18 protein-coding genes are annotated in these 16,934 nt (G+C 69.0%); 10 read left to right on the top strand and 8 right to left on the bottom strand.

Annotated features, from left to right (window positions below):
• Positions 1 to 65 precede the first annotated feature (65 nt).
• Positions 66 to 689: a class I SAM-dependent methyltransferase gene (locus EV651_RS33430; RefSeq protein ID WP_133789259.1), complete on the top strand. Its 624-nt coding sequence runs from the start codon at positions 66 to 68 to the stop codon at positions 687 to 689.
• Between the two features lie 23 nt (positions 690 to 712).
• Here EV651_RS33430 and EV651_RS33425 read toward each other — a convergent pair whose 3' ends face one another.
• Positions 713 to 1,153 carry a nuclear transport factor 2 family protein gene (locus EV651_RS33425; RefSeq protein ID WP_133789258.1) on the bottom strand — a complete coding sequence of 147 codons (441 nt, stop codon included), beginning with the start codon at positions 1,151 to 1,153 and terminating at the stop codon, positions 713 to 715.
• 93 nt (positions 1,154 to 1,246) lie between these two features.
• Here EV651_RS33425 and sigJ point away from each other — a divergent pair, with 93 nt between their 5' ends.
• On the top strand, positions 1,247 to 2,134 hold the full coding sequence (gene sigJ, locus EV651_RS33420) for an RNA polymerase sigma factor SigJ (protein ID WP_133789257.1): 888 nt from the start codon (positions 1,247 to 1,249) through the stop codon (positions 2,132 to 2,134).
• Here the strand turns inward: sigJ and EV651_RS33415 are convergent.
• Positions 2,097 to 3,344, bottom strand: coding sequence for an FAD-dependent oxidoreductase (locus tag EV651_RS33415; RefSeq protein ID WP_133789256.1), 1,248 nt, complete (start codon positions 3,342 to 3,344; stop codon positions 2,097 to 2,099). The genes sigJ and EV651_RS33415 overlap by 38 nt on opposite strands.
• Positions 3,341 to 4,207, bottom strand: coding sequence for a diiron oxygenase (locus tag EV651_RS33410; RefSeq protein WP_238157357.1), 867 nt, complete (start codon positions 4,205 to 4,207; stop codon positions 3,341 to 3,343). Before EV651_RS33410 ends, EV651_RS33415 begins: the two co-directional genes overlap by 4 nt.
• An 82-nt stretch (positions 4,208 to 4,289) precedes the next feature.
• Between EV651_RS33410 and EV651_RS33405 the strand changes: the two genes are divergently transcribed.
• Entirely contained in the window at positions 4,290 to 5,435 is a 1,146-nt protein-coding gene (locus EV651_RS33405; RefSeq protein WP_238157356.1) for an MFS transporter, read from the top strand.
• Here EV651_RS33405 and EV651_RS33400 read toward each other — a convergent pair.
• On the bottom strand, positions 5,410 to 6,036 hold the full coding sequence (locus tag EV651_RS33400; protein ID WP_133789254.1) for an SAM-dependent methyltransferase: 627 nt from the start codon (positions 6,034 to 6,036) through the stop codon (positions 5,410 to 5,412). The two genes, EV651_RS33405 and EV651_RS33400, sit on opposite strands and share 26 nt — an antisense overlap.
• Positions 6,037 to 6,212: 176 nt before the next feature.
• On the opposite strand from EV651_RS33400, the gene EV651_RS33395 reads away from it, so the two are divergent.
• The 3 genes from EV651_RS33395 to EV651_RS33385 are packed head-to-tail and all read left to right on the top strand — an operon-like array spanning position 6,213 to position 8,253.
• Positions 6,213 to 7,121 (top strand): DUF929 family protein, encoded by a 909-nt coding sequence (locus EV651_RS33395; protein ID WP_133789253.1) that lies wholly within the window; start codon positions 6,213 to 6,215, stop codon positions 7,119 to 7,121.
• A gap of 2 nt (positions 7,122 to 7,123) precedes the next feature.
• Entirely contained in the window at positions 7,124 to 7,606 is a 483-nt protein-coding gene (locus EV651_RS33390) for a vitamin K epoxide reductase family protein (protein WP_238157355.1), read from the top strand.
• 29 nt (positions 7,607 to 7,635) lie between these two features.
• Positions 7,636 to 8,253 (top strand): UdgX family uracil-DNA binding protein, encoded by a 618-nt coding sequence (locus EV651_RS33385; RefSeq protein WP_133789252.1) that lies wholly within the window; start codon positions 7,636 to 7,638, stop codon positions 8,251 to 8,253.
• On the opposite strand, the gene EV651_RS33380 is transcribed toward EV651_RS33385, so the two are convergent.
• The gene (locus EV651_RS33380) at positions 8,242 to 10,611 is read right to left on the bottom strand and encodes a phosphoketolase (protein WP_238157354.1); all 2,370 of its coding nucleotides are present in this window, start codon (positions 10,609 to 10,611) and stop codon (positions 8,242 to 8,244) included. The two genes, EV651_RS33385 and EV651_RS33380, sit on opposite strands and share 12 nt — an antisense overlap.
• A 266-nt stretch (positions 10,612 to 10,877) precedes the next feature.
• On the opposite strand from EV651_RS33380, the gene EV651_RS33370 reads away from it, so the two are divergent.
• Positions 10,878 to 13,031 (top strand): DEAD/DEAH box helicase, encoded by a 2,154-nt coding sequence (locus EV651_RS33370; RefSeq protein WP_238157353.1) that lies wholly within the window; start codon positions 10,878 to 10,880, stop codon positions 13,029 to 13,031.
• On the opposite strand, the gene EV651_RS33365 is transcribed toward EV651_RS33370, so the two are convergent.
• Positions 12,999 to 13,721, bottom strand: a complete 723-nt coding sequence (locus EV651_RS33365; protein WP_238157352.1) for a metalloregulator ArsR/SmtB family transcription factor — start codon at positions 13,719 to 13,721, stop codon at positions 12,999 to 13,001. The two genes, EV651_RS33370 and EV651_RS33365, sit on opposite strands and share 33 nt — an antisense overlap.
• Before the next feature lie 109 nt (positions 13,722 to 13,830).
• On the opposite strand from EV651_RS33365, the gene EV651_RS33360 reads away from it, so the two are divergent.
• Both EV651_RS33360 and EV651_RS33355 read left to right on the top strand, forming a co-directional pair.
• On the top strand, positions 13,831 to 14,340 hold the full coding sequence (locus tag EV651_RS33360) for a DUF2231 domain-containing protein (protein ID WP_133789249.1): 510 nt from the start codon (positions 13,831 to 13,833) through the stop codon (positions 14,338 to 14,340).
• Between the two features lies 1 nt (position 14,341).
• Positions 14,342 to 14,773, top strand: coding sequence for a hypothetical protein (locus tag EV651_RS33355; RefSeq protein WP_133789248.1), 432 nt, complete (start codon positions 14,342 to 14,344; stop codon positions 14,771 to 14,773).
• On the opposite strand, the gene EV651_RS33350 is transcribed toward EV651_RS33355, so the two are convergent.
• A complete protein-coding gene (locus tag EV651_RS33350; RefSeq protein WP_202870626.1) occupies positions 14,753 to 15,373 on the bottom strand; it encodes a DUF1684 domain-containing protein in 621 nt (206 codons plus the stop codon). The genes EV651_RS33355 and EV651_RS33350 overlap by 21 nt on opposite strands.
• An 11-nt stretch (positions 15,374 to 15,384) precedes the next feature.
• Positions 15,385 to 16,059 (bottom strand): transglycosylase SLT domain-containing protein, encoded by a 675-nt coding sequence (locus tag EV651_RS33345; protein WP_133789247.1) that lies wholly within the window; start codon positions 16,057 to 16,059, stop codon positions 15,385 to 15,387.
• Positions 16,060 to 16,093: 34 nt separating this feature from the next.
• On the opposite strand from EV651_RS33345, the gene EV651_RS33340 reads away from it, so the two are divergent.
• Positions 16,094 to 16,915 (top strand): Fpg/Nei family DNA glycosylase, encoded by an 822-nt coding sequence (locus EV651_RS33340; protein WP_238157351.1) that lies wholly within the window; start codon positions 16,094 to 16,096, stop codon positions 16,913 to 16,915.
• Positions 16,916 to 16,934: the final 19 nt, after the last annotated feature.

Raw genomic sequence — 16,934 nt, 5'->3', positions numbered from 1 at the left:
AGGACAGTCTCGCTCAGGAGACGATCGACCCGGGCCACGATCCGACAGTCTGCGATGGTGGGTCCATGAAACATCCGTTGTTCGCCCGGATCTACACGCGGGTTCGGCCCGCCATGGACGAGCAGGGCGCGGCCGATCACCGCCGCCGACTGCTCGCCGGAGCGGAAGGCCGGGTGGTCGAGGTCGGAGCGGGTGACGGCGGCAACTTCACCCACTACCCCGCCGACGTGGTCAGCGTCCTCGCCGTCGAGCCCGAGCCCTACCTCCGAGCCCAGGCCACGCGCCAGGCCGCAACGGCACCTGTTCCGGTCGAGGTCGTCGACGGTACGGCGGACCACGTGCCCGCTGATGACGCATCGGCAGATGTCGTCGTCATGTCACTCGTCCTCTGCTCGGTCCCGGATCAGCAGACCGCACTCGCCGAAGCACGGCGGGTCCTGCGGCCGGGCGGCGAGCTCAGGTTCTACGAGCATGTGGCCGCGGACGGCGGGCGACTGGGGACGGTTCAGCGGGTCGCGGACGCGACTCTGTGGCCGCTGTTCGTCGGCGGTTGTCACGTGCACCGCGACACGGCGCAGGCGATCACCTCAGCCGGCTTCGTGATCGAGGAACTCGACCACTTCGCGTTCCCACCCGACCAGGTAACCCCGGCCAGCCCACACATCCTCGGCACCGCTCGCCGGCCTTGAACTCCGCCCGTGGCCGGCCTGGCTCAGGGTGTGAGGTCCATCGCCGCGGTGCCTTCCTGGAAGTTCGTCGGCACGGAGACCTGGTCGTGCACGATCAGCCACTGCCCATCGATCTTCTGCCAGGCGGCGGTCCAGCGCAGCCAGTAGTCGATCTTGCCTCCGAGCTTCATCGCGGCGTTCATGTGGTTCAGCGAGTACACGACCGCGAGATCGCCGTCGACGACGACGGTCAGATCCTGCACCTCGTACTCGAGTGGCAGCTCGAAAGCATCGAACACGAGGTCCCAGTTCTTCCACTTGGTCTCGGCGCCGAGGTGCCGCAGCGGCGGCTGGATGTCGAACGAAACGACGTTGGGGGCGAAGATCGTCCTGACGGCGTCCCGGTCACCGGTGCGGATGGCGTCGAGCAACGTGTCGACACGTTCCCGGAGGTCGGCTTCGGATACTGCGTTCTGTGTGGTCATGATCGGTACGACGAGATGCCGCCCTGAACTGTCAGACCTCACAGTTCACCGGGCTGTGTCGTCGTACCAGGTATGAACGAGGAGAGGACCGACATGAGTGACCCGGCCCTGAGCGCGATCATGAGCGAGCGGCGGCAGCTGATCAATCTCGCGTACCGGCTGCTGGGGTCGCTGGCCGACGCCGAGGACGTGGTCCAGGAGACGTACGCGCGCTGGTACGCGATGACCCCGGACGAGCAGCAGGCTATCGACAACCCGGCCGCGTGGCTGACCAAGGTCGCGAGCCGGATCTGCCTCGACCTGCTGCGGTCCGCCCGCGCCCGGCGGGAGCGGTACGTCGGCGAATGGATCCCCGAGCCGCTGCCCGAAACCACCGAGTGGCACACCGGATCCGCCGACCCCGCGGACCGGGTGACGCTGGACGAGTCGGTGAACATGGCGTTCCTCGTCGTACTCGACGCGATGACGCCGGCCGAGCGGGTCGCGTTCATCCTGCACGACGTCTTCCGGTACCCGTTCCCGGAGGTCGCCGAGATCGTCGGGCGGACACCGGCGGCATGCCGCCAGCTGGCCTCGTCGTCCAGGCGCCGGATCCGGGACGCCGAGCACCCGGCGGCGCCGTCGGCGCGGCGGGCGGAGCTGGTGCGCGAGTTCAAGGCGGCCTGGGAGGCGACCGACATCGCGGCACTCGTCAACCTGCTCGATCCCGAGGTCACCGCGGTCGCCGACGGCGGCGGCATCGTGAAGGCCTCGCTCGCGCCGGTGCACGGTGGCACCGCCGTCGCGCGGTACTTCGCCGATCTTCCGGTCTTCAACCTCGGCCGCACGCTCATCGAGCGCACGGTCAACGGTCAGCCCGGCCTGGTGATCGAGTTCGAAGGTGTCGTCGAGACCGTCATCGCGTTCGACGTGGCCGGTGACCGCATCACGAACATCTGGGCGATCAGGAACCCGGAGAAGCTGCAGCCCTGGAAGAGCTGACCAGCGTGGTCACGGTCTCCTGGGCGCAGGCCTTGTTGACGCCGATCCCGCCGCGCGCGCCGCGTTTGATCCAGCCCGCCACGTAGTGACCGGGCCGGCCGACGACGGCGCCGCGGACGTTCGGGACGATCCCGCGGTCCGCGTCGAACGGCAGCCCGTCGATCGGCCGGCCCTCGAACCCGATCGCGGTGAACAGGTTGCCCGCCGCAATCGTCTCGCCGGAGTCGAGCGTCAGCCCGTCGGACGTCCAGCTGGTCGGCCGGGCGTGGTACCGGAGCTCGACCCGGTCGCCGGCCGCGGCGAGCAACTCCTGCAACGCCGTCTCCGTGTACGCCGCGGTCTCGGGCCCGCGCCGGCCGAGCAGCACGACCTCCTTGATCCCGCTGGCCGCGAGCGTACGACGTACCTCCGGGGTCACGTCCATCGAGCGCAGGCGTTTCTCGTCGCTCAGCAGGATCCGCGCGAGGTCGATCGCGACGTTCCCGTTCCCGACCACGACGGCCCGCGGTCCGTGCAGCTCGACCGGCAGCGAGGCACCGGGACGCCCGTTGCACCAGGCAACGAAGTCTTCGGCGGTGCAGGCCGCCTCCTCGCCGGCGATCCCGAGCCGCCGGCTGCGGCGCGCTCCGACGGCGTGGATCACTGCGTCGTACCCGCTGGTCATCGACGCGGCGTCGGTGCCCGGCAGCCAGCGCACCCGGGAGTGCCCGACGATCCGCTCGAACGTGTCGATGATCTGCTTCGTCCGCGGGTGGTCCGGCGCGACGCCGAACCGCACCAGGCCGCCGACCCGGTCACTGCGGTCGACCAGCGTCACCTCGGCCGTTGTCCGCAGCAACAACTCGCGCGTCGCGTACATCCCCGCCGGTCCGGCGCCGACGACGAGCACCCGGCGCGGACCGTCGCCCCAGACCTGGTACGACGGCGGTTCCCAGCTGTCCAGGTCCGTGGCCTCGAGCGGTTCCCGTTCCGCGAAGTACGCCGCGTTCCGCTCGACGTCCTCAGGCGCCGCCTGGTCGGCCGGTTGCGCCGCGTCCACCGGGCAGATGTCAGCGCACGCGCCGCAGTCGATGCAGGTACGCGGATCGACGAACAGACTCACCCCGGCGCCGAACCCGGGCTCACCAGGCGACGGGTGGATGCTGTTCATCGGGCAGACCGCGACGCAGCTCGCGTCGGAGCAGCACTCCCCCGAGATCACATAACTCACAGCAGACCGGTCCGCCGATACACCCGGGCCGCCGCAGGCGTCAGCAGCCCGACCGATCCGAGGAAGTCCATCAGGTTCGCGCAACTTGTCCGCAGCAACGACCGGTGGTGCTCGTTGCGCCGTGCCTCGCGTACGGCGCGCTCGACGTCCAGCCCGACGTTCGCGTAGACCTCACGACTCACCATGCTCGACACGATCATGTCGGCGGCGATCGCGATCACCAGCGCACTCACCCAGCGCCGCCCACGCCCCGCGCCGGCCAGCCGTTCGCGGGTCTCCTCGCGTGCGAACACCATGTGCCGCGACTCCTCCACCACGTGGATGTGGTTCACGGTGCGCACCAGCGGCTCGACCCGGCGGTCCCGCATCCAGTCGCGCTGCATGACGTCCAGCACCTCTTCGGCCACCAGAATCGCGGCGTACGCCGTCTCACCGGTCGCGACCGTCTTGAACATCCGGCCGAGCTCTCGCGCGAGCAGCCGCGGGCGGTACGCCGGCTCGACCAGGCGGCCGGACGCCTTCGCGAACATGATCGAGTGCCGGCACTCGTCGGCGATCTCGGTCAGCGCCCACTGGAACTCGGCGCTCCGCGGCGGCTTGTCGTACACGTCCCGGAGGATCATCTGCTGCAGGATCAGCTCGAACCAGATCCCGGTCGTCGCCACCGACGCGGACTCGTGCCGGGTCAGCTCCCGCTGCTGCGCCTCGGTCAGCTCGCCCCAGTACGGCGTCCCGTAGAGCGTGCTCCACTCCGGCGACATCCCGTACCCGTCGCCGACCGGAGCGTCCCAGTCGATCTCGGTCTCCGGATCCCGGGACAACCGGCTCGCCGACCCCAGCAACCGCTCAGCGGTCTTGTCCATCGAGCACACCTCCGAGTCGATATGACATCGTCTATGTAACATACTCGATGGTTCACATCCTGTCGAGGACTACATTCCCCCTGTGACGGATCGAGCGATGACGATGTGGCCGTTGTACGCGGCGGGGTTCACGACCGCCTTCGGCGCGCATGCGGTGGCGGCGAACCTCGGCGCCTCCTCGTCCGACGCCGTCACCTCGCTCCTCACGCTCGGTTTGCTGCTCGCCCTGTACGACGGCGCGGAGGTGCTGCTGAAACCGGTGTTCGGCACGATCGCGGACCGGATCGGCGCGCGGCCGATGCTGCTGTTCGGACTCGCCGGTTTCGCGGTTGCCTCCGGCACCTATGTGCTCGTGGACCGGCCCGGCTGGTTGTGGGTCGCGCGCCTCGGACAGGGCGCGGCGGCCTCGGCCTTCTCCCCCGCCGCCTCGGCGCTGGTTGCCCGGCTGAATCCGTCGGCGAAGCACGGGCGGGCCTTCGGTAGCTACGGGTTCTACAAGAGCATCGGGTACACGGCCGGGCCGTTGCTCGGTGGTGGGTTGGTGTGGCTCGGCGGGTTCCGGTTGTTGTTCGGCGTGATGACTGTTCTCGCCGCGGGCGTTGCCGTCTGGGCACTTATCGCCGTACCCGCAGTGCCGCCGTTGCCGCGGACCCGGCAGACCGTGCTGGATCTTGCGCGGCGGATCACCGACCCGGTGTTCCTTCGCCCGACCACGGCGCTCGCGGCTGCGACGGCGGCATTGTCGGTCGGTGTCGGGTTCCTGCCGGTCACCGGCGCGGCGGACGGGCTCGGCACGATCGCGACCGGCGCAGCCGTGTCATTGCTCGCGGCGACTGCGGCGGTCGTGCAACCGCGGGCGGGCCGCGCACTCGACGCCGGCAAGCTGACCACGCGAGCCGGCATCGCACTGGGGCTGGTTCTGGCAGCGGTCGGCTTCGTCTGCGCCGCGCTGCCCGGCGTTGCGTTCCTGCTGATCGCGTCCGCGTTGATCGGTGCGGGCACGGGCGTGATCACACCGCTCGGGTTCGCGGCGCTGGCCGCGAGTACGCCGCCCGAACGACTCGGCCAGACCATGGGCACCGCCGAGCTCGGACGCGAGCTCGGCGACGCGGGCGGCCCGCTGCTCGTCGCCACGATCGCGACAGTCGCCGTACTCGATGTCGGCTATCTCGCCCTCGCCGTACTCCTCGCACTCGGGCTGCTCATGCTCCGCCCGGCACGAAACTGAACAGGCTCTGCCCAGTCACCAGCGGTTCCGGTACGCCGGTGAAGCGGTGCACGCCCACCCCGAAATCGGCCTCCGGATCGGATACCCACACCCGCTCGAAGCCGCGCGCCTCGAACCAGTCGCAGATCGTCGGCACCAGGTCCGGCTCGTCGCGATGACGCGTCCAGATCACCGTCCCACCGGTGCGGCAGAGCTGCGGGGTCGTGGCAACCGTGCGCTGGATGTCCGCAGGGGTGATGTTGCCGAAGATCCCGCACAGCAGAACCAGCTCAGCCGGCACCATGCCGACGTACTGATCGGTCAGCGACGCGTCGCCCGTGACGACCTCGACCTGATCGAGACCGCTCGCCCGCTCACGGGCAAACGCCGACAACTCGGGGTCGAGCTCGACCAGGCGCGCCCGTACGTCGGCACGCCGCGGGTGGTCCTCCAGTACGTCGATGAGGTCCCGGCCCTGCCCCGCACAGAGGCTGATCACCGGAACCGGACCCGCCGGGGCTCGATCCAGTGCCGCGCGTACCTGCCCTTGCACCGCCTCCAAGCGCCGCGACAGTGCGGAATCAGGATCGTCGTACTTCGTGTGCCACGTCTGCCAATCCATGACCCGCAGCCTAAACGGGTGTTGGGGAGGATTTCCTGCCCGATCCGGGAAGGAATCCTCCCCAGGTCCGGTGACAATGCGCGCGATCTGTAATCTCTCGGTGACGGAGAGGCAGGAACTTCCGGGGGCGATGGATAGTTGTCCTTCAGGAGCCTGCGCGCGATCAGAGGAGAGTCATGGCACGGCGTGTCGAAGAGAAGGCTGCGGCCCGCGAGCGGATCGCGGCGCAGCTGGCCGCCCAGCAGCAGGCGGAGCGGCGGCGACGCCTGCTGCTCGCAGTCGGCGCGGTCGTCCTGGTCGTGGTGATCGTCGGCGGCCTGGTGACGATCCGGCTGGTCGGCGGCGGCAAGAAGACCGCGACCGGGCCGAGCGGCGCGGCCGACGCGGGTCTCGTCACCACGCTCTCCTCGATCCCGGACTCGACGTTCGCCGCGGTCGGCACCAGTGACGTCAAGGCCGCCCCGAAGGCGATCACCGCGCCGGCCCTGACCGCGGGCGGGAAGCCGAAGGTGCTCTACATCGGCGCCGAGTTCTGCCCGTACTGCGCAGCGGAGCGCTGGCCGGTCACGGTCGCGCTGTCCCGGTTCGGGACCTTCAGCAACCTCGGTACGACGCATTCCGCGTCCGAGGATGTCTTCCCGAACACGCCGACGCTGTCGTTCCACGGAGCGACGTACACCAGCCAGTACCTCGCCTTCACGGGCGTCGAGACGACCACGAACGAGATGGTCGGGAACGGGTACAAGCCGCTCGACACCCCGACGGCCGAGGACCAGAAGACGTTCGACATGTACAACAAGCCGCCGTACGTCGACAGCGACGGCTCGATCCCGTTCATCGATCTCGGCGGCAAGTACGTCGGGTCCGGGGCGACGTACAGCCCGGAGCTGCTGGCCGGTAAGACGCAGACCGAGATCGCGGACGCGCTCAAGGACCCGTCGAGCCCGATCGCGAAGGCGGTCGACGGCTCCGCGAACGTCTACACCGCGGCGATCTGCAAACTGACGAACAACCAGCCGGCGAAGGTCTGCTCGACCGACGCGGTGACAGCGGCGGCGGCGAAGCTCGGCTCGGCGAAAGGCTGAGCGTGCCTAGTTCAAGCACCGAAACCGCGCAGCACCCGTCCCGGACCTCGTTGGGCTGGATCCCCTGGGCCACGCTTGTGGTGTCCGTGGCCGGTCTCGCGGTGGCGGCGTACCTGACCTATGAGCACTTCACCGCCGGCACCACGCTCGCGTGCCCGGACACCGGGGTGGTCAACTGCGCCAAGGTGACGAGCAGTCAGTACTCGAAGGTCTTCGGAATCCCAGTGGCACTGCTCGGTCTCGCGTTCTTCGTCGGCATGACGGCCCTGTCGGTGCCGCCGATGTGGCGTACGTCGTCACCGTGGCCGAGTCGACTGCGGCTGGCCGGCGTACTGACCGGAGTCGTGTTCGTCTGCTATCTGATCTGGGCCGAACTGTTCCAGATCAACGCGATCTGCCTGTGGTGCACGGTCGTTCACGCCCTGACGCTGGTTCTGTTCGCGCTGGTGATCATCCGCCTGGCCCTGGTCCCGCCCGCGTCATGAAATAGCGCTGCCGGGGGTACCAGAGCCGCATGGTCAAGTACCCCGGAGCCGAGGCATGGGTCCCGCACGACGGCGGGATGCGGAAAGTCCGTGCCGTGCTCGGCGAATGCCGCGGCTGCGACCTGTGGCAGGACGCCGAGCAGGCCGTCGCCGGCGAAGGGCCGGTGCGGGCGCGGATGATGATCGTCGGCGAGACGCCCGGCGACCACGAGGACAAGGAAGGACACGTCTTCGTCGGTCCGGCCGGGCATCTGCTCGACAAGGCGCTGGCCGAGGCCGGCATCGTGCGGTCGGAGGTGTACCTGACGAACGCCGTCAAGCACTTCCGGTTCGAACGGCAAGGAAAGCGACGGATCCACAAGACGCCCGCCGCCAGTCAGATCACGGCGTGCCATCCCTGGTTGCGCCGCGAGCTCGAGATCGTGAAGCCCTCGTTGGTCGTGGTGATGGGGTCGGTCGCGGCCAAGGCTCTCCTCGGCTCGACGTTCCGCGTGACGCAAGAGCGTGGCAAGCGGGTGGAGTTGCCGAGCGGCCTGCCAGCCGTGGCCACCGTGCATCCATCCTCGGTGGTTCGGTCGGAGGAGTTCCGGCGTGACTTCGGGCTCTTCGCCGACGATCTCCGGGTCGCGGTCGACCTACTCGGCTGACCACCGCCAGTCCCGGACCTCCGGCAGGTCCTCGCCGTACTTGGTGACGTAGGCATGATGGCGGGTGCGTTGGTCCGCGAAGTACTGCCGCGTCGACACCGCCCGGGACTGCAGCGACGGCACCCGGTCGATGACGTCCATCGCGAGGTGGTAGCGGTCCAGGTTGTTGCGGACCACCATGTCGAACGGCGTGGTCGTCGTACCCTCCTCGACATAGCCGCGGACGTGCAGGTTGGCATGACCGTGTCGCCGGTAGGTGAGGCGATGAATCAGCCACGGGTAGCCGTGATACGCGAAGATCACCGGCTTGTCCGTGGTGAACAGCGCGTCGTACTCCGCGTCGGGCAGTCCGTGCGGATGCTCGGTCGCGTCCTGGAGCCGCATCAGATCCACGACGTTCACGACGCGGATCCGCAGGTCCGGCAGGTGCTCGCGGAGCAGGTCGACCGCGGCCAGCGTCTCCATCGTCGGTACGTCGCCCGCGCAGGCCATCACCACATCGGGGTCGCCCTCGTCGTTGCTCGCGAAGTCCCACACGCCGACACCGCGAGCGCAGTGCACCGCCGCTTCGTCCCAGTCGAGCCAGTTGGGCTGCGGCTGCTTGCCGGCGACCACGACGTTGATGTAGTTCCGCGTCCGCAGACAGTGGTCCATCGTGGACAACAGCGTGTTCGTGTCCGGCGGCAGGTAGACCCGGACGACCTCGGCCTTCTTGTTCACCACATGATCGATGAACCCCGGATCCTGATGCGAGAACCCGTTGTGGTCCTGCCGCCAGACGTGCGACGTGAGCAGGTAGTTCAGCGACGGGACCGGCCGCCGCCACTCCAGCCGGTTGATCGTCTTCAACCACTTCGCGTGCTGGTTGACCATCGAGTCGACGATGTGGACGAACGCCTCGTACGACGAGAACAGACCGTGCCTGCCGGTGAGCAGGTACCCCTCCAACCAGCCCTGGCAGGTGTGTTCGCTGAGGATCTCCAGCACGCGGCCGTCCGGCGCGAGGTGGTTGTCCGTCTCCCGGCGCTCGGCGAGCCACCGCTTTCCGGTTTCCTCATAGACGGCGCTCAACCGGTTCGACTCCGTCTCGTCCGGGCCGAACAGCCGCAGGTTGTCCGGGTTCCGCCGGAAGGCGTCCCGCAGGAACGCGCCGAAGACCTTCGTCGGCTCCCCGTCCTCGGCGCCGGGCACCTTGACCGGTACGGCGTACTCCTCCACCGGCGGCAGCTCGAGGTCACGGCTCAGCACACCGCCGTTGGCGTGCGGACTCGATCCCATCCGCCGCTCCGGACCCGGTGCGAGCTCGAGAAGCTCCGGGACAGGACGGCCCTGCTCGTCGAACAGTTCCTCGGGCCGGTAGCTGCGGAGCCAGTACTCCAGTTGACGCAGATGGTCCTCGTTCGTGCGGACGCCGGACAGCGGCACCTGATGGGACCGCCATGTGTCCTCGACCTGTTCGCCGTCGAGCGTTCGCGGACCCGTCCATCCCTTCGGCGTACGCAACACGATCATCGGCCAGGCGGCGCGCGCGGGTTCCTGATCCGCGGACCGTGCCTCGCGGTGGATCTCGTCGATCCGATCCAGACACCGGTCCAGCGTGGCTGCCAGCGCCTGGTGGACCTCGGCCGGCTCGGTGCCCTCGACCAGGTACGGCTCGTACCCGTATCCCTGCATCAGCGCGGTCAGCTCCTCGTCACCGATCCTCGCCAGCAACGCCGGGTTGGCGATCTTGTAGCCGTTCAGGTGCAGGATCGGCAGTACGGCGCCGTCGCGCGCCGGGTTCAGGAACTTGTTCGAGTGCCACGACGCCGCGAGTGGACCGGTCTCGGCCTCACCGTCGCCGACGACACAGGCCACGAGCAGATCGGGGTTGTCGGCGGCAGCGCCGTACGCGTGACTGAGTGAATAGCCGAGCTCGCCGCCCTCGTTGATCGACCCCGGCACGTCCGCCGCCACGTGACTCGGGATACCTCCCGGGAAGGAGAACTGCCGGAACAGCCGCCCCATCCCCGCCTCGTCCCGCGTCGTGTTCGGGTACGCCGCTGTCCAGCTCCCCTCCAGCCACGTGTTCGCCACCAACGCCGGACCGCCGTGTCCAGGGCCGGTCACGAACAACATGTCGCGATCCCGCTGCCTGATCACGCGGTTCAGGTGTGTGTAGATCAGGTTCAGCCCGGGCGTCGTCCCCCAGTGGCCGAGCAGCCGCGGCTTGATGTGTTCCGGTCGCAGTGGCTCCCGCAGGAGCGGATTGGCGAGCAGATAGATCTGGCCGACGGACAGGTAGTTGGCCGCGCGCCAGTACGCGTCGATCCCCTGCAACTCGTCGTCGCGCAGTGCCTTGGTCTCGATCCGCTCCACGAGGGACCCCTCCAAACGTCGCCGACGTACTTGTGTTCCGGGCTGGTACCCGGTGCCGGTCTGCAACATTCGGGCGAGTGCGGGTAGCATGGGATCTCGATCGCGCACACAGGAGCGGTGCATTCTGAGCCGTGTTCCTGGAGGACCCTCTGAACGGCCCTCTGCACGTTATTGGGTACGTCACGGGGTCGCGCCCCGTCGGCGGGTCGGTCCCCGCGTGGTCCGGTATTCCGTCACGGCTCCGCCGTGGCACGACACAGGAGGAAATGTTGGCCCGACGAGGTCAGCGCCAGCCCGGCGCTACCCGTTCCGCTCCCCGTCGCAGGCGTCGCGTCCGTGACGGCGAGTCCGACGGTCTGATCCAGGTCCTCGCACAGGCCGTCCGGGAGGTCGAGGCCGCGGTCACCCGCGCCGCGATCAAGCCGTCGACCCGGACGAAGTTCCAGGTCGTCGCCCTGCTGGTCCGCGAGGAGCGGGCCCGGGTGAACGGCGCCGAGTCCGCCACCGAGGCGTACCGCACCGAGCAGCTCCGGCGGCTCGACGGGATCGCGACGATCCTGGCGAAGACCGCCGCCATGGAGCCCTCACTGCTCGGCCTGCTGGCCGAGGACGCGGTGATCTCCGAGGCCGCGGCCGCGCTCCGGCGGCAGATGCTGGAGGACGCCGGGATGGACGCGCCCGAGGAGCCGGAGCCGGAGCAACCCGCCGCTCCCCCGGAGACGCAGACCCGTCGGGTGGTCCCGCAGGCGGTCGTGGCGCGGCAGCTCGCGAACCCGTTCCTCGCCCCGGACTTCTCCAACGCCCCGACCCGCGCGGCCAAGCCGAGCCGCCTCGGCGGCTGGGAGCTGATCGGGCCGCTGCTGCGCTCGTTCGAGCACGCGTCGGCCTCGGCCACCATGCATCTGCCCGACCCGAAGTCGCTCCAGCTGACCGGTGGCATCGACGCGCTCCGCCGCCGCGGCCTCGAACTGATGCCGCACCAGGCCGGGCTGATCGAAGCCGCGGCGCAGGGCCACCGGACGTTCCTGCTCGCCGACGAGCCCGGCCTGGGCAAGACCGCCCAGGCGCTGCTCGCCGCGCAGGCCGCCGAGGCCTATCCCCTGCTGGTCGTCGTGCCGAACGTCGTGAAGACGAACTGGGCCCGCGAGGCCGGCCTCTGGACACCCCGCCGTACGCCGACCGTCATCCACGGCGACGGCGACACGATCGACGGGTTCGCGGACATCGTCGTGGTGAACTACGAGATCCTCGACCGGCACGTCGGCTGGCTCGGGGACCTCGGGTTCCGCGGCATGGTCGTCGACGAGGCGCACTTCATCAAGAACAAGAAGTCCCAACGGTCGCGCAACGTGCTCGAGCTCTCGAACCGCATCCGCGCCAAGATCGCGCACCCACTCCTGATGGCGCTCACCGGTACGCCGCTGATCAACTCGATCGAGGACTTCACCGCGATCTGGGAGTTCCTCGGCTGGATCGACGAGAAGGCGCCGCGGGCCGAGCTGATGGAGAAGCTCGACGCGACCGACCTGACCCCGGCCGACCCCGGGTTCAACGCGGCCGCACGCGCCTGCGTGATCGACATGGGTATCGTCCGCCGCCGCAAGGTCGACGTCGCCGCGGACATCCCGGCCCGCCGGATCGCCGACCTCCCGGTCGAGCTCGACGGTGCCGCCGGCCGCTCGATCCGGGCCGCCGAGCGGGAGCTCGCGGACCGCCTCGTCGAGCGGTACCGGACCGCGCTCGAGACCCGTCGCCTGGGCATCGTCGTGGACGGTATCGACCACGACCTGGTCCGCCAGGTGGCCGGCTGGGAGCGGGCCGAGATGGCGAACAAGAAGAGCGGCGACAACGTGTTCAGCCTGTTCCGCCGGATCGGTCAGGCGAAGGCGGGTCTGGCCGCCGACTACGCGGCACAGCTGGCGCAGAACGTCGGCAAGGTGGTGTTCTTCGCCCGTCACATCGAGGTGATGGACACCGCCGAGGAGCTGTTCGCCGAGCGCGGCATCAAGTATTCATCGATCCGCGGCGACCAGACCGCACGGACCCGGCAGAAGAACATCGATGCCTTCGTCAACGATCCCGAGGTGTCCATCGCGGTCTGCTCGCTGCTGACCGCCGGTGTCGGCCTCAACCTGCAGGTCTCGTCGAACGTCGTGCTCGCCGAGCTGTCCTGGACGAACGCCGAGCAGACCCAGGCGATCGACCGGGTGCACCGGATCGGTCAGGACGAGCCGGTCACCGCGTGGCGGATCATCGCGGCGCAGACTATCGACACCCGGGTGGCCGACCTGATCGACGCCAAGGCCGGCCTGGCCGCCAAGGCCCTCGACGGCTCCGACGAAGAGGTCGGATCCTCCGCCGACTTCCAGCTCGAGGCCCTGGCTGCCCTACTGACCCGAGCCCTCGAAGCCACGGTCTGACGCAGCTCCGGCGGCGGTGATCTCCACGCAGCACTCACCGCCGTCGGGATCGAGGACCGCCTCGACAGTGTTCGCCTCCAGGCCGGACAACAGGCCGGAGACGAAGGCGTGGTTGAAACCGCACACGGCCTCCGGCTGCGCCTGCGCCAGCGGGTGAAAGGGGCAGCTGCCCAACCGCACACACCCCGGCCGCGGCCGCACCGGCTCGAAACCGGCGCCCGACAAAGTTGCCTCCGACAACGTCAGCGCCCGCTCGACGCTCAGCCGCCCCGGCCGGGACCGGGCCCGCTCCTGTTCGCCCAGGCGCTCGCCACGACGGAACGCGGCCCGGCGCGCCGATTCCAGGGGGCTGACCGGCTCGTCGCTGAGTGCGCCGTCGAGCAGGATCTCCGCCAGCAGGTCCGGCTGACGCGGCGGGATCGACACCCTCAGATCGGTGCCCACCGGTTCGTACAGCTTCGGGGCCCGGCCCACTGTCCGCAGCCGGCCGGCGTGCTCGAAATGCGACCGCAGCAACCCCGCCTCGACCAGCCGCTCGAGATGGAACGCGGCGAGCTTCCGCGAGATCCCCACCTCGGCCGCGGCGTCGTCGCGGCTGATCGGGCGCCCGGCCCGCCGGGCGAGGTCGAACATCCGGCGTCGCGACTCGTCGCCGAGCGTCGCCAGCGCCACGATCGCCGCGTCGTTCACCCTGCTCACGATAACGGTCATCCCAATGGGCGAAAACCCAGAATCCCGCGAGATCTTGACCGAACCTCCTCAATAAGACCAAAATCAATTGGTGAAATGAGGAGGCCCGATGTCTGATCGGCAGACGGCGACGAAGCGCCCGGTGAGCGCCCTGCTCACGGGTCCGTACGGTCACCCGTTCCATCCGGTCCTGGTCACGATTCCGATCGGGGCGTGGGTGGCGAGCTTCGTCTTCGACATCGGGTCCCGCGCGGCATCGGACGCGTCGTACCTGGTCCGCTCCTCGGAGTGGCTGATCGTCATCGGCATCGTCGGCGCGCTGGCGGCGGCGAGCGTCGGGCTGCTGGACTTCTTCACCCTCCCCAGCGGCACACGAGCGTTCCGGACCGGGCTGATCCACCTCATCTTGAACGTCACCATCACCCTGGCGTACGCGGCAAACGCCTGGTGGCGTCACGGCGAGGAGGACCAGGTCGCGATCGGGCCGGTCGTGCTGTCGGGCGTCAGTTTGGTGGCCTTGGGAATCTCGGGCTACCTCGGGGGCAAGCTGGCGTTCCGGTACGGCGTCCGGGTCGCGGAGGAGCAGGACCAGGCGGAAGGTTTCGAACCGAGGAGCTGACATGGCTGTCGCCGCATTGATCACCTGGCTGATCACCGCGCTCGGAGGCTTCTATCTGCTCTACACCTGGATCAGCAAGGGCGGTCCACGAAAGCCGAGCACCAGTCGGTTCCCGCCGGCGCTGATCTTCGGCCACTTCGCCCTGGCCGCGGCCGGTCTGGTGGTGTGGATCTTCTACGTGATCGTGGACAACGACGCGCTGGCGTGGATCGCGTTCGTCCTGCTCGTGCCGGTGGCGGCACTAGGCTTCACCATGCTGGCCCGGTGGTTGCCCACGTATCGCTCCCGCACAGCAGCCGGTTCCGTGGCGACCAGCACCGAAGCTCCGCCCGAACGGCACTTCCCCATCGCGGTCGTGGGTGGCCACGGCCTGTTCGCGGTCACGACCGTTGTTCTGGTCCTGTTGACCGCGCTAGAGGTCGGTGGAAGCTGAAGTCAACTCCCCTACCGGCAACTCGGCGCCGATGACGTTGGTCGCCGGCGCCAGTGGGCAGGTCCATTCCGGGCTGTAGGCACAGGACGGGTTGTACGCGAAATTCAGGTCGACGACGAACTCGTGCAGGTCGCCGCCGAGGTCCGCGCCCTTCACCGTGTCGATCAGGTAGCGGCCGCCGCCGTACGTCGACGTACCGGCCAGCGCGTCCTTCACCGGGACGAACAGGCCACCGCCGTACGACTCCAGCCACCACACGTCCAGGTCACCCACCGGCAACTGGAGTACGCCGACGCGCGAGAACGGGATCACGCCGTCGGTCGCGGACTGGAACTCCCAGCTGAACGGCTTCACGTCGGTCTCGATCGTCACCTCGAAACGGAACTCCGGCCGGTACGGCGCGACGGGCGCGCCGGCGTACGTCGCCCGCTGTTCCGGCGGGACCGGTGAGGCCGGGTGGTTCGTCAGCAGCTCGTTGCGGCCGGCTTGCCACTGGGCGTGGGCGGTGGCCGGATCGCTCTCGGCGCGGATGTCCCGGTAGAGCGCGAAGACCTGTCGGCGCCAGTCGGCGACGGCCAGCGCGGGGTTCCTTTGGTTCACAAGGTCTCCTGTCAGCTCTTCAGCGCTTCGGCGGATTTCGCCCAGTTGTCGTGCAGGCGGTCGACGTACGACTGGGCCTGCGAACCGGCCTTGCGGCCGCGGGCGAAGATCCGCATGTTGCCGCCGCCCGCGTTGTAGCCGAGGGCAAGCAACTCGTCCTTGGTGTAGAGGTCGGCGCGCTTGCTCGGCAGCCGTTTCGCGAGGTCGTGCAGGTGCCAGGCCGCGGCCTGGATCGCCAGCGCGGGGTTGTCGGGCAGCTCTTCCCACTTCCGGTTCGCGAAGTCCCGGCCGCGTTTGGTCTCGTCGAACGCGGGCTTGTGCATGTTCGCGATCCCGAACGCCGGATCGGAGTCCACCTCGGCCCACTGCCGCTCGAACTTCGGATCGTGCGGCTTGTACGACTCGTTGTACAAGATTGCCATCAGCAACTGCGGGTTGATCCCAGCCTGCTTCGCGTACCGCCGTACGTCGGACGCGAAATGCGCCGGATCGTAGTCGTCGTACCACGGCTTTGTGCTCGTCGCTGAAGGCTTTGTCGTTGGCGGTTTCGTCGTGGATGGTTTCGTGGCCGTCGAGTGCTTCGGGGTGGACGCCGGCTTGCCGGCGTTGTCGTTGCCGTCCGAGCATGCCGCCCACACCCCCGCCACCAGCACCCCGACCGCGACCCACGACCATCGCTTCGCCACCTGCACTCCTCAAACCTACAGCTCAGCAGCACGCGTGCAGCGGCCCGCAACCGGGTACTGCGAGACCGTGCCCGAACTGCCCGATGTCGAAGGCTTCCGGCAGGTCCTCGCCGACCACGCCGTCGGTCGCCGGATCCAGGCGGTCGACGTCCTCGATGCCGGCGTACTGCGCGGCGTGACCGGGCCGGATTTGCACCGAGCACTGGCCGGCCACCAGTTCCGTCCACCGTGGCGGCACGGCAAGCACCTCGTCGTACCGCTCACGCCCTCCCGCCGGCAGGCCGCGATCCTGCTGCATTTCGGGATGACCGGCTCATTGCACTGGGCGACGGATGCGAACCGGCACCGTTTCGACCGGGTCGTGTTCCGGTTCGCGGAGGGAGAACTGCGTCTTCGCGACATGCGGAAGCTGCACGGCCTGCGCTACGCGCCTGACCAGGCAGCGATCGACCGCGTACTCGACAAGCTCGGTCCCGACGCGGCCGACCTCACCGCGCCTGAGCTCCGCGATCGCCTCGCCGATCGTCGCGGTCAGGTGAAGCCGGTCCTGATGGATCAGTCCGTCGTCGCCGGCCTGGGCAACCTGCTCGTCGACGAGATCCTCTGGAGAGCCCGGATCAACCCGCGTCGGGCCTGCACCCAGTTGGATGCCGACGACGTCCGCCGCTTGCACGCGAGGATGCGGACCGTTCTGCGGCAATCCGTCCGCGCGGGCCGGGTCCCGCCGCGTGCGACGTGGCTGACCGGCCGGCGCGACGATCCGTCGGGTTCCTGTCCGCGGTGTGGTACGACGCTTTCGCACACCCGCATCGGCGGCCGCGGTACGACGTGGTGCGGGCACTGCCAGGCGCGCTGAGCTGAGCGCACGTTCGGAA

It is taken from the genome of Kribbella sp. VKM Ac-2571, assembly GCF_004362255.1.
In the GTDB taxonomy this organism is placed as follows: domain Bacteria; phylum Actinomycetota; class Actinomycetes; order Propionibacteriales; family Kribbellaceae; genus Kribbella; species Kribbella pratensis.
This window is presented reverse-complemented; position numbering and strand designations above follow the sequence as displayed.

Excerpts from the sequence above, each read along its gene's own strand:
- EV651_RS33430 (WP_133789259.1), top strand. The coding sequence starts at position 66 with ATGAAACATCCGTTGTTCGCCCGGATCTACACGCGGGTTCGGCCCGCC.
- EV651_RS33425 (WP_133789258.1), bottom strand. The coding sequence starts at position 1,153 with ATGACCACACAGAACGCAGTATCCGAAGCCGACCTCCGGGAACGTGTC.
- sigJ (WP_133789257.1), top strand. The coding sequence starts at position 1,247 with ATGAGTGACCCGGCCCTGAGCGCGATCATGAGCGAGCGGCGGCAGCTG.
- EV651_RS33410 (WP_238157357.1), bottom strand. The coding sequence starts at position 4,207 with ATGGACAAGACCGCTGAGCGGTTGCTGGGGTCGGCGAGCCGGTTGTCC.
- EV651_RS33400 (WP_133789254.1), bottom strand. The coding sequence starts at position 6,036 with ATGGATTGGCAGACGTGGCACACGAAGTACGACGATCCTGATTCCGCA.
- EV651_RS33395 (WP_133789253.1), top strand. The coding sequence starts at position 6,213 with ATGGCACGGCGTGTCGAAGAGAAGGCTGCGGCCCGCGAGCGGATCGCG.
- EV651_RS33385 (WP_133789252.1), top strand. The coding sequence starts at position 7,636 with ATGGTCAAGTACCCCGGAGCCGAGGCATGGGTCCCGCACGACGGCGGG.
- EV651_RS33370 (WP_238157353.1), top strand. The coding sequence starts at position 10,878 with ATGTTGGCCCGACGAGGTCAGCGCCAGCCCGGCGCTACCCGTTCCGCT.
- EV651_RS33360 (WP_133789249.1), top strand. The coding sequence starts at position 13,831 with ATGTCTGATCGGCAGACGGCGACGAAGCGCCCGGTGAGCGCCCTGCTC.
- EV651_RS33355 (WP_133789248.1), top strand. The coding sequence starts at position 14,342 with ATGGCTGTCGCCGCATTGATCACCTGGCTGATCACCGCGCTCGGAGGC.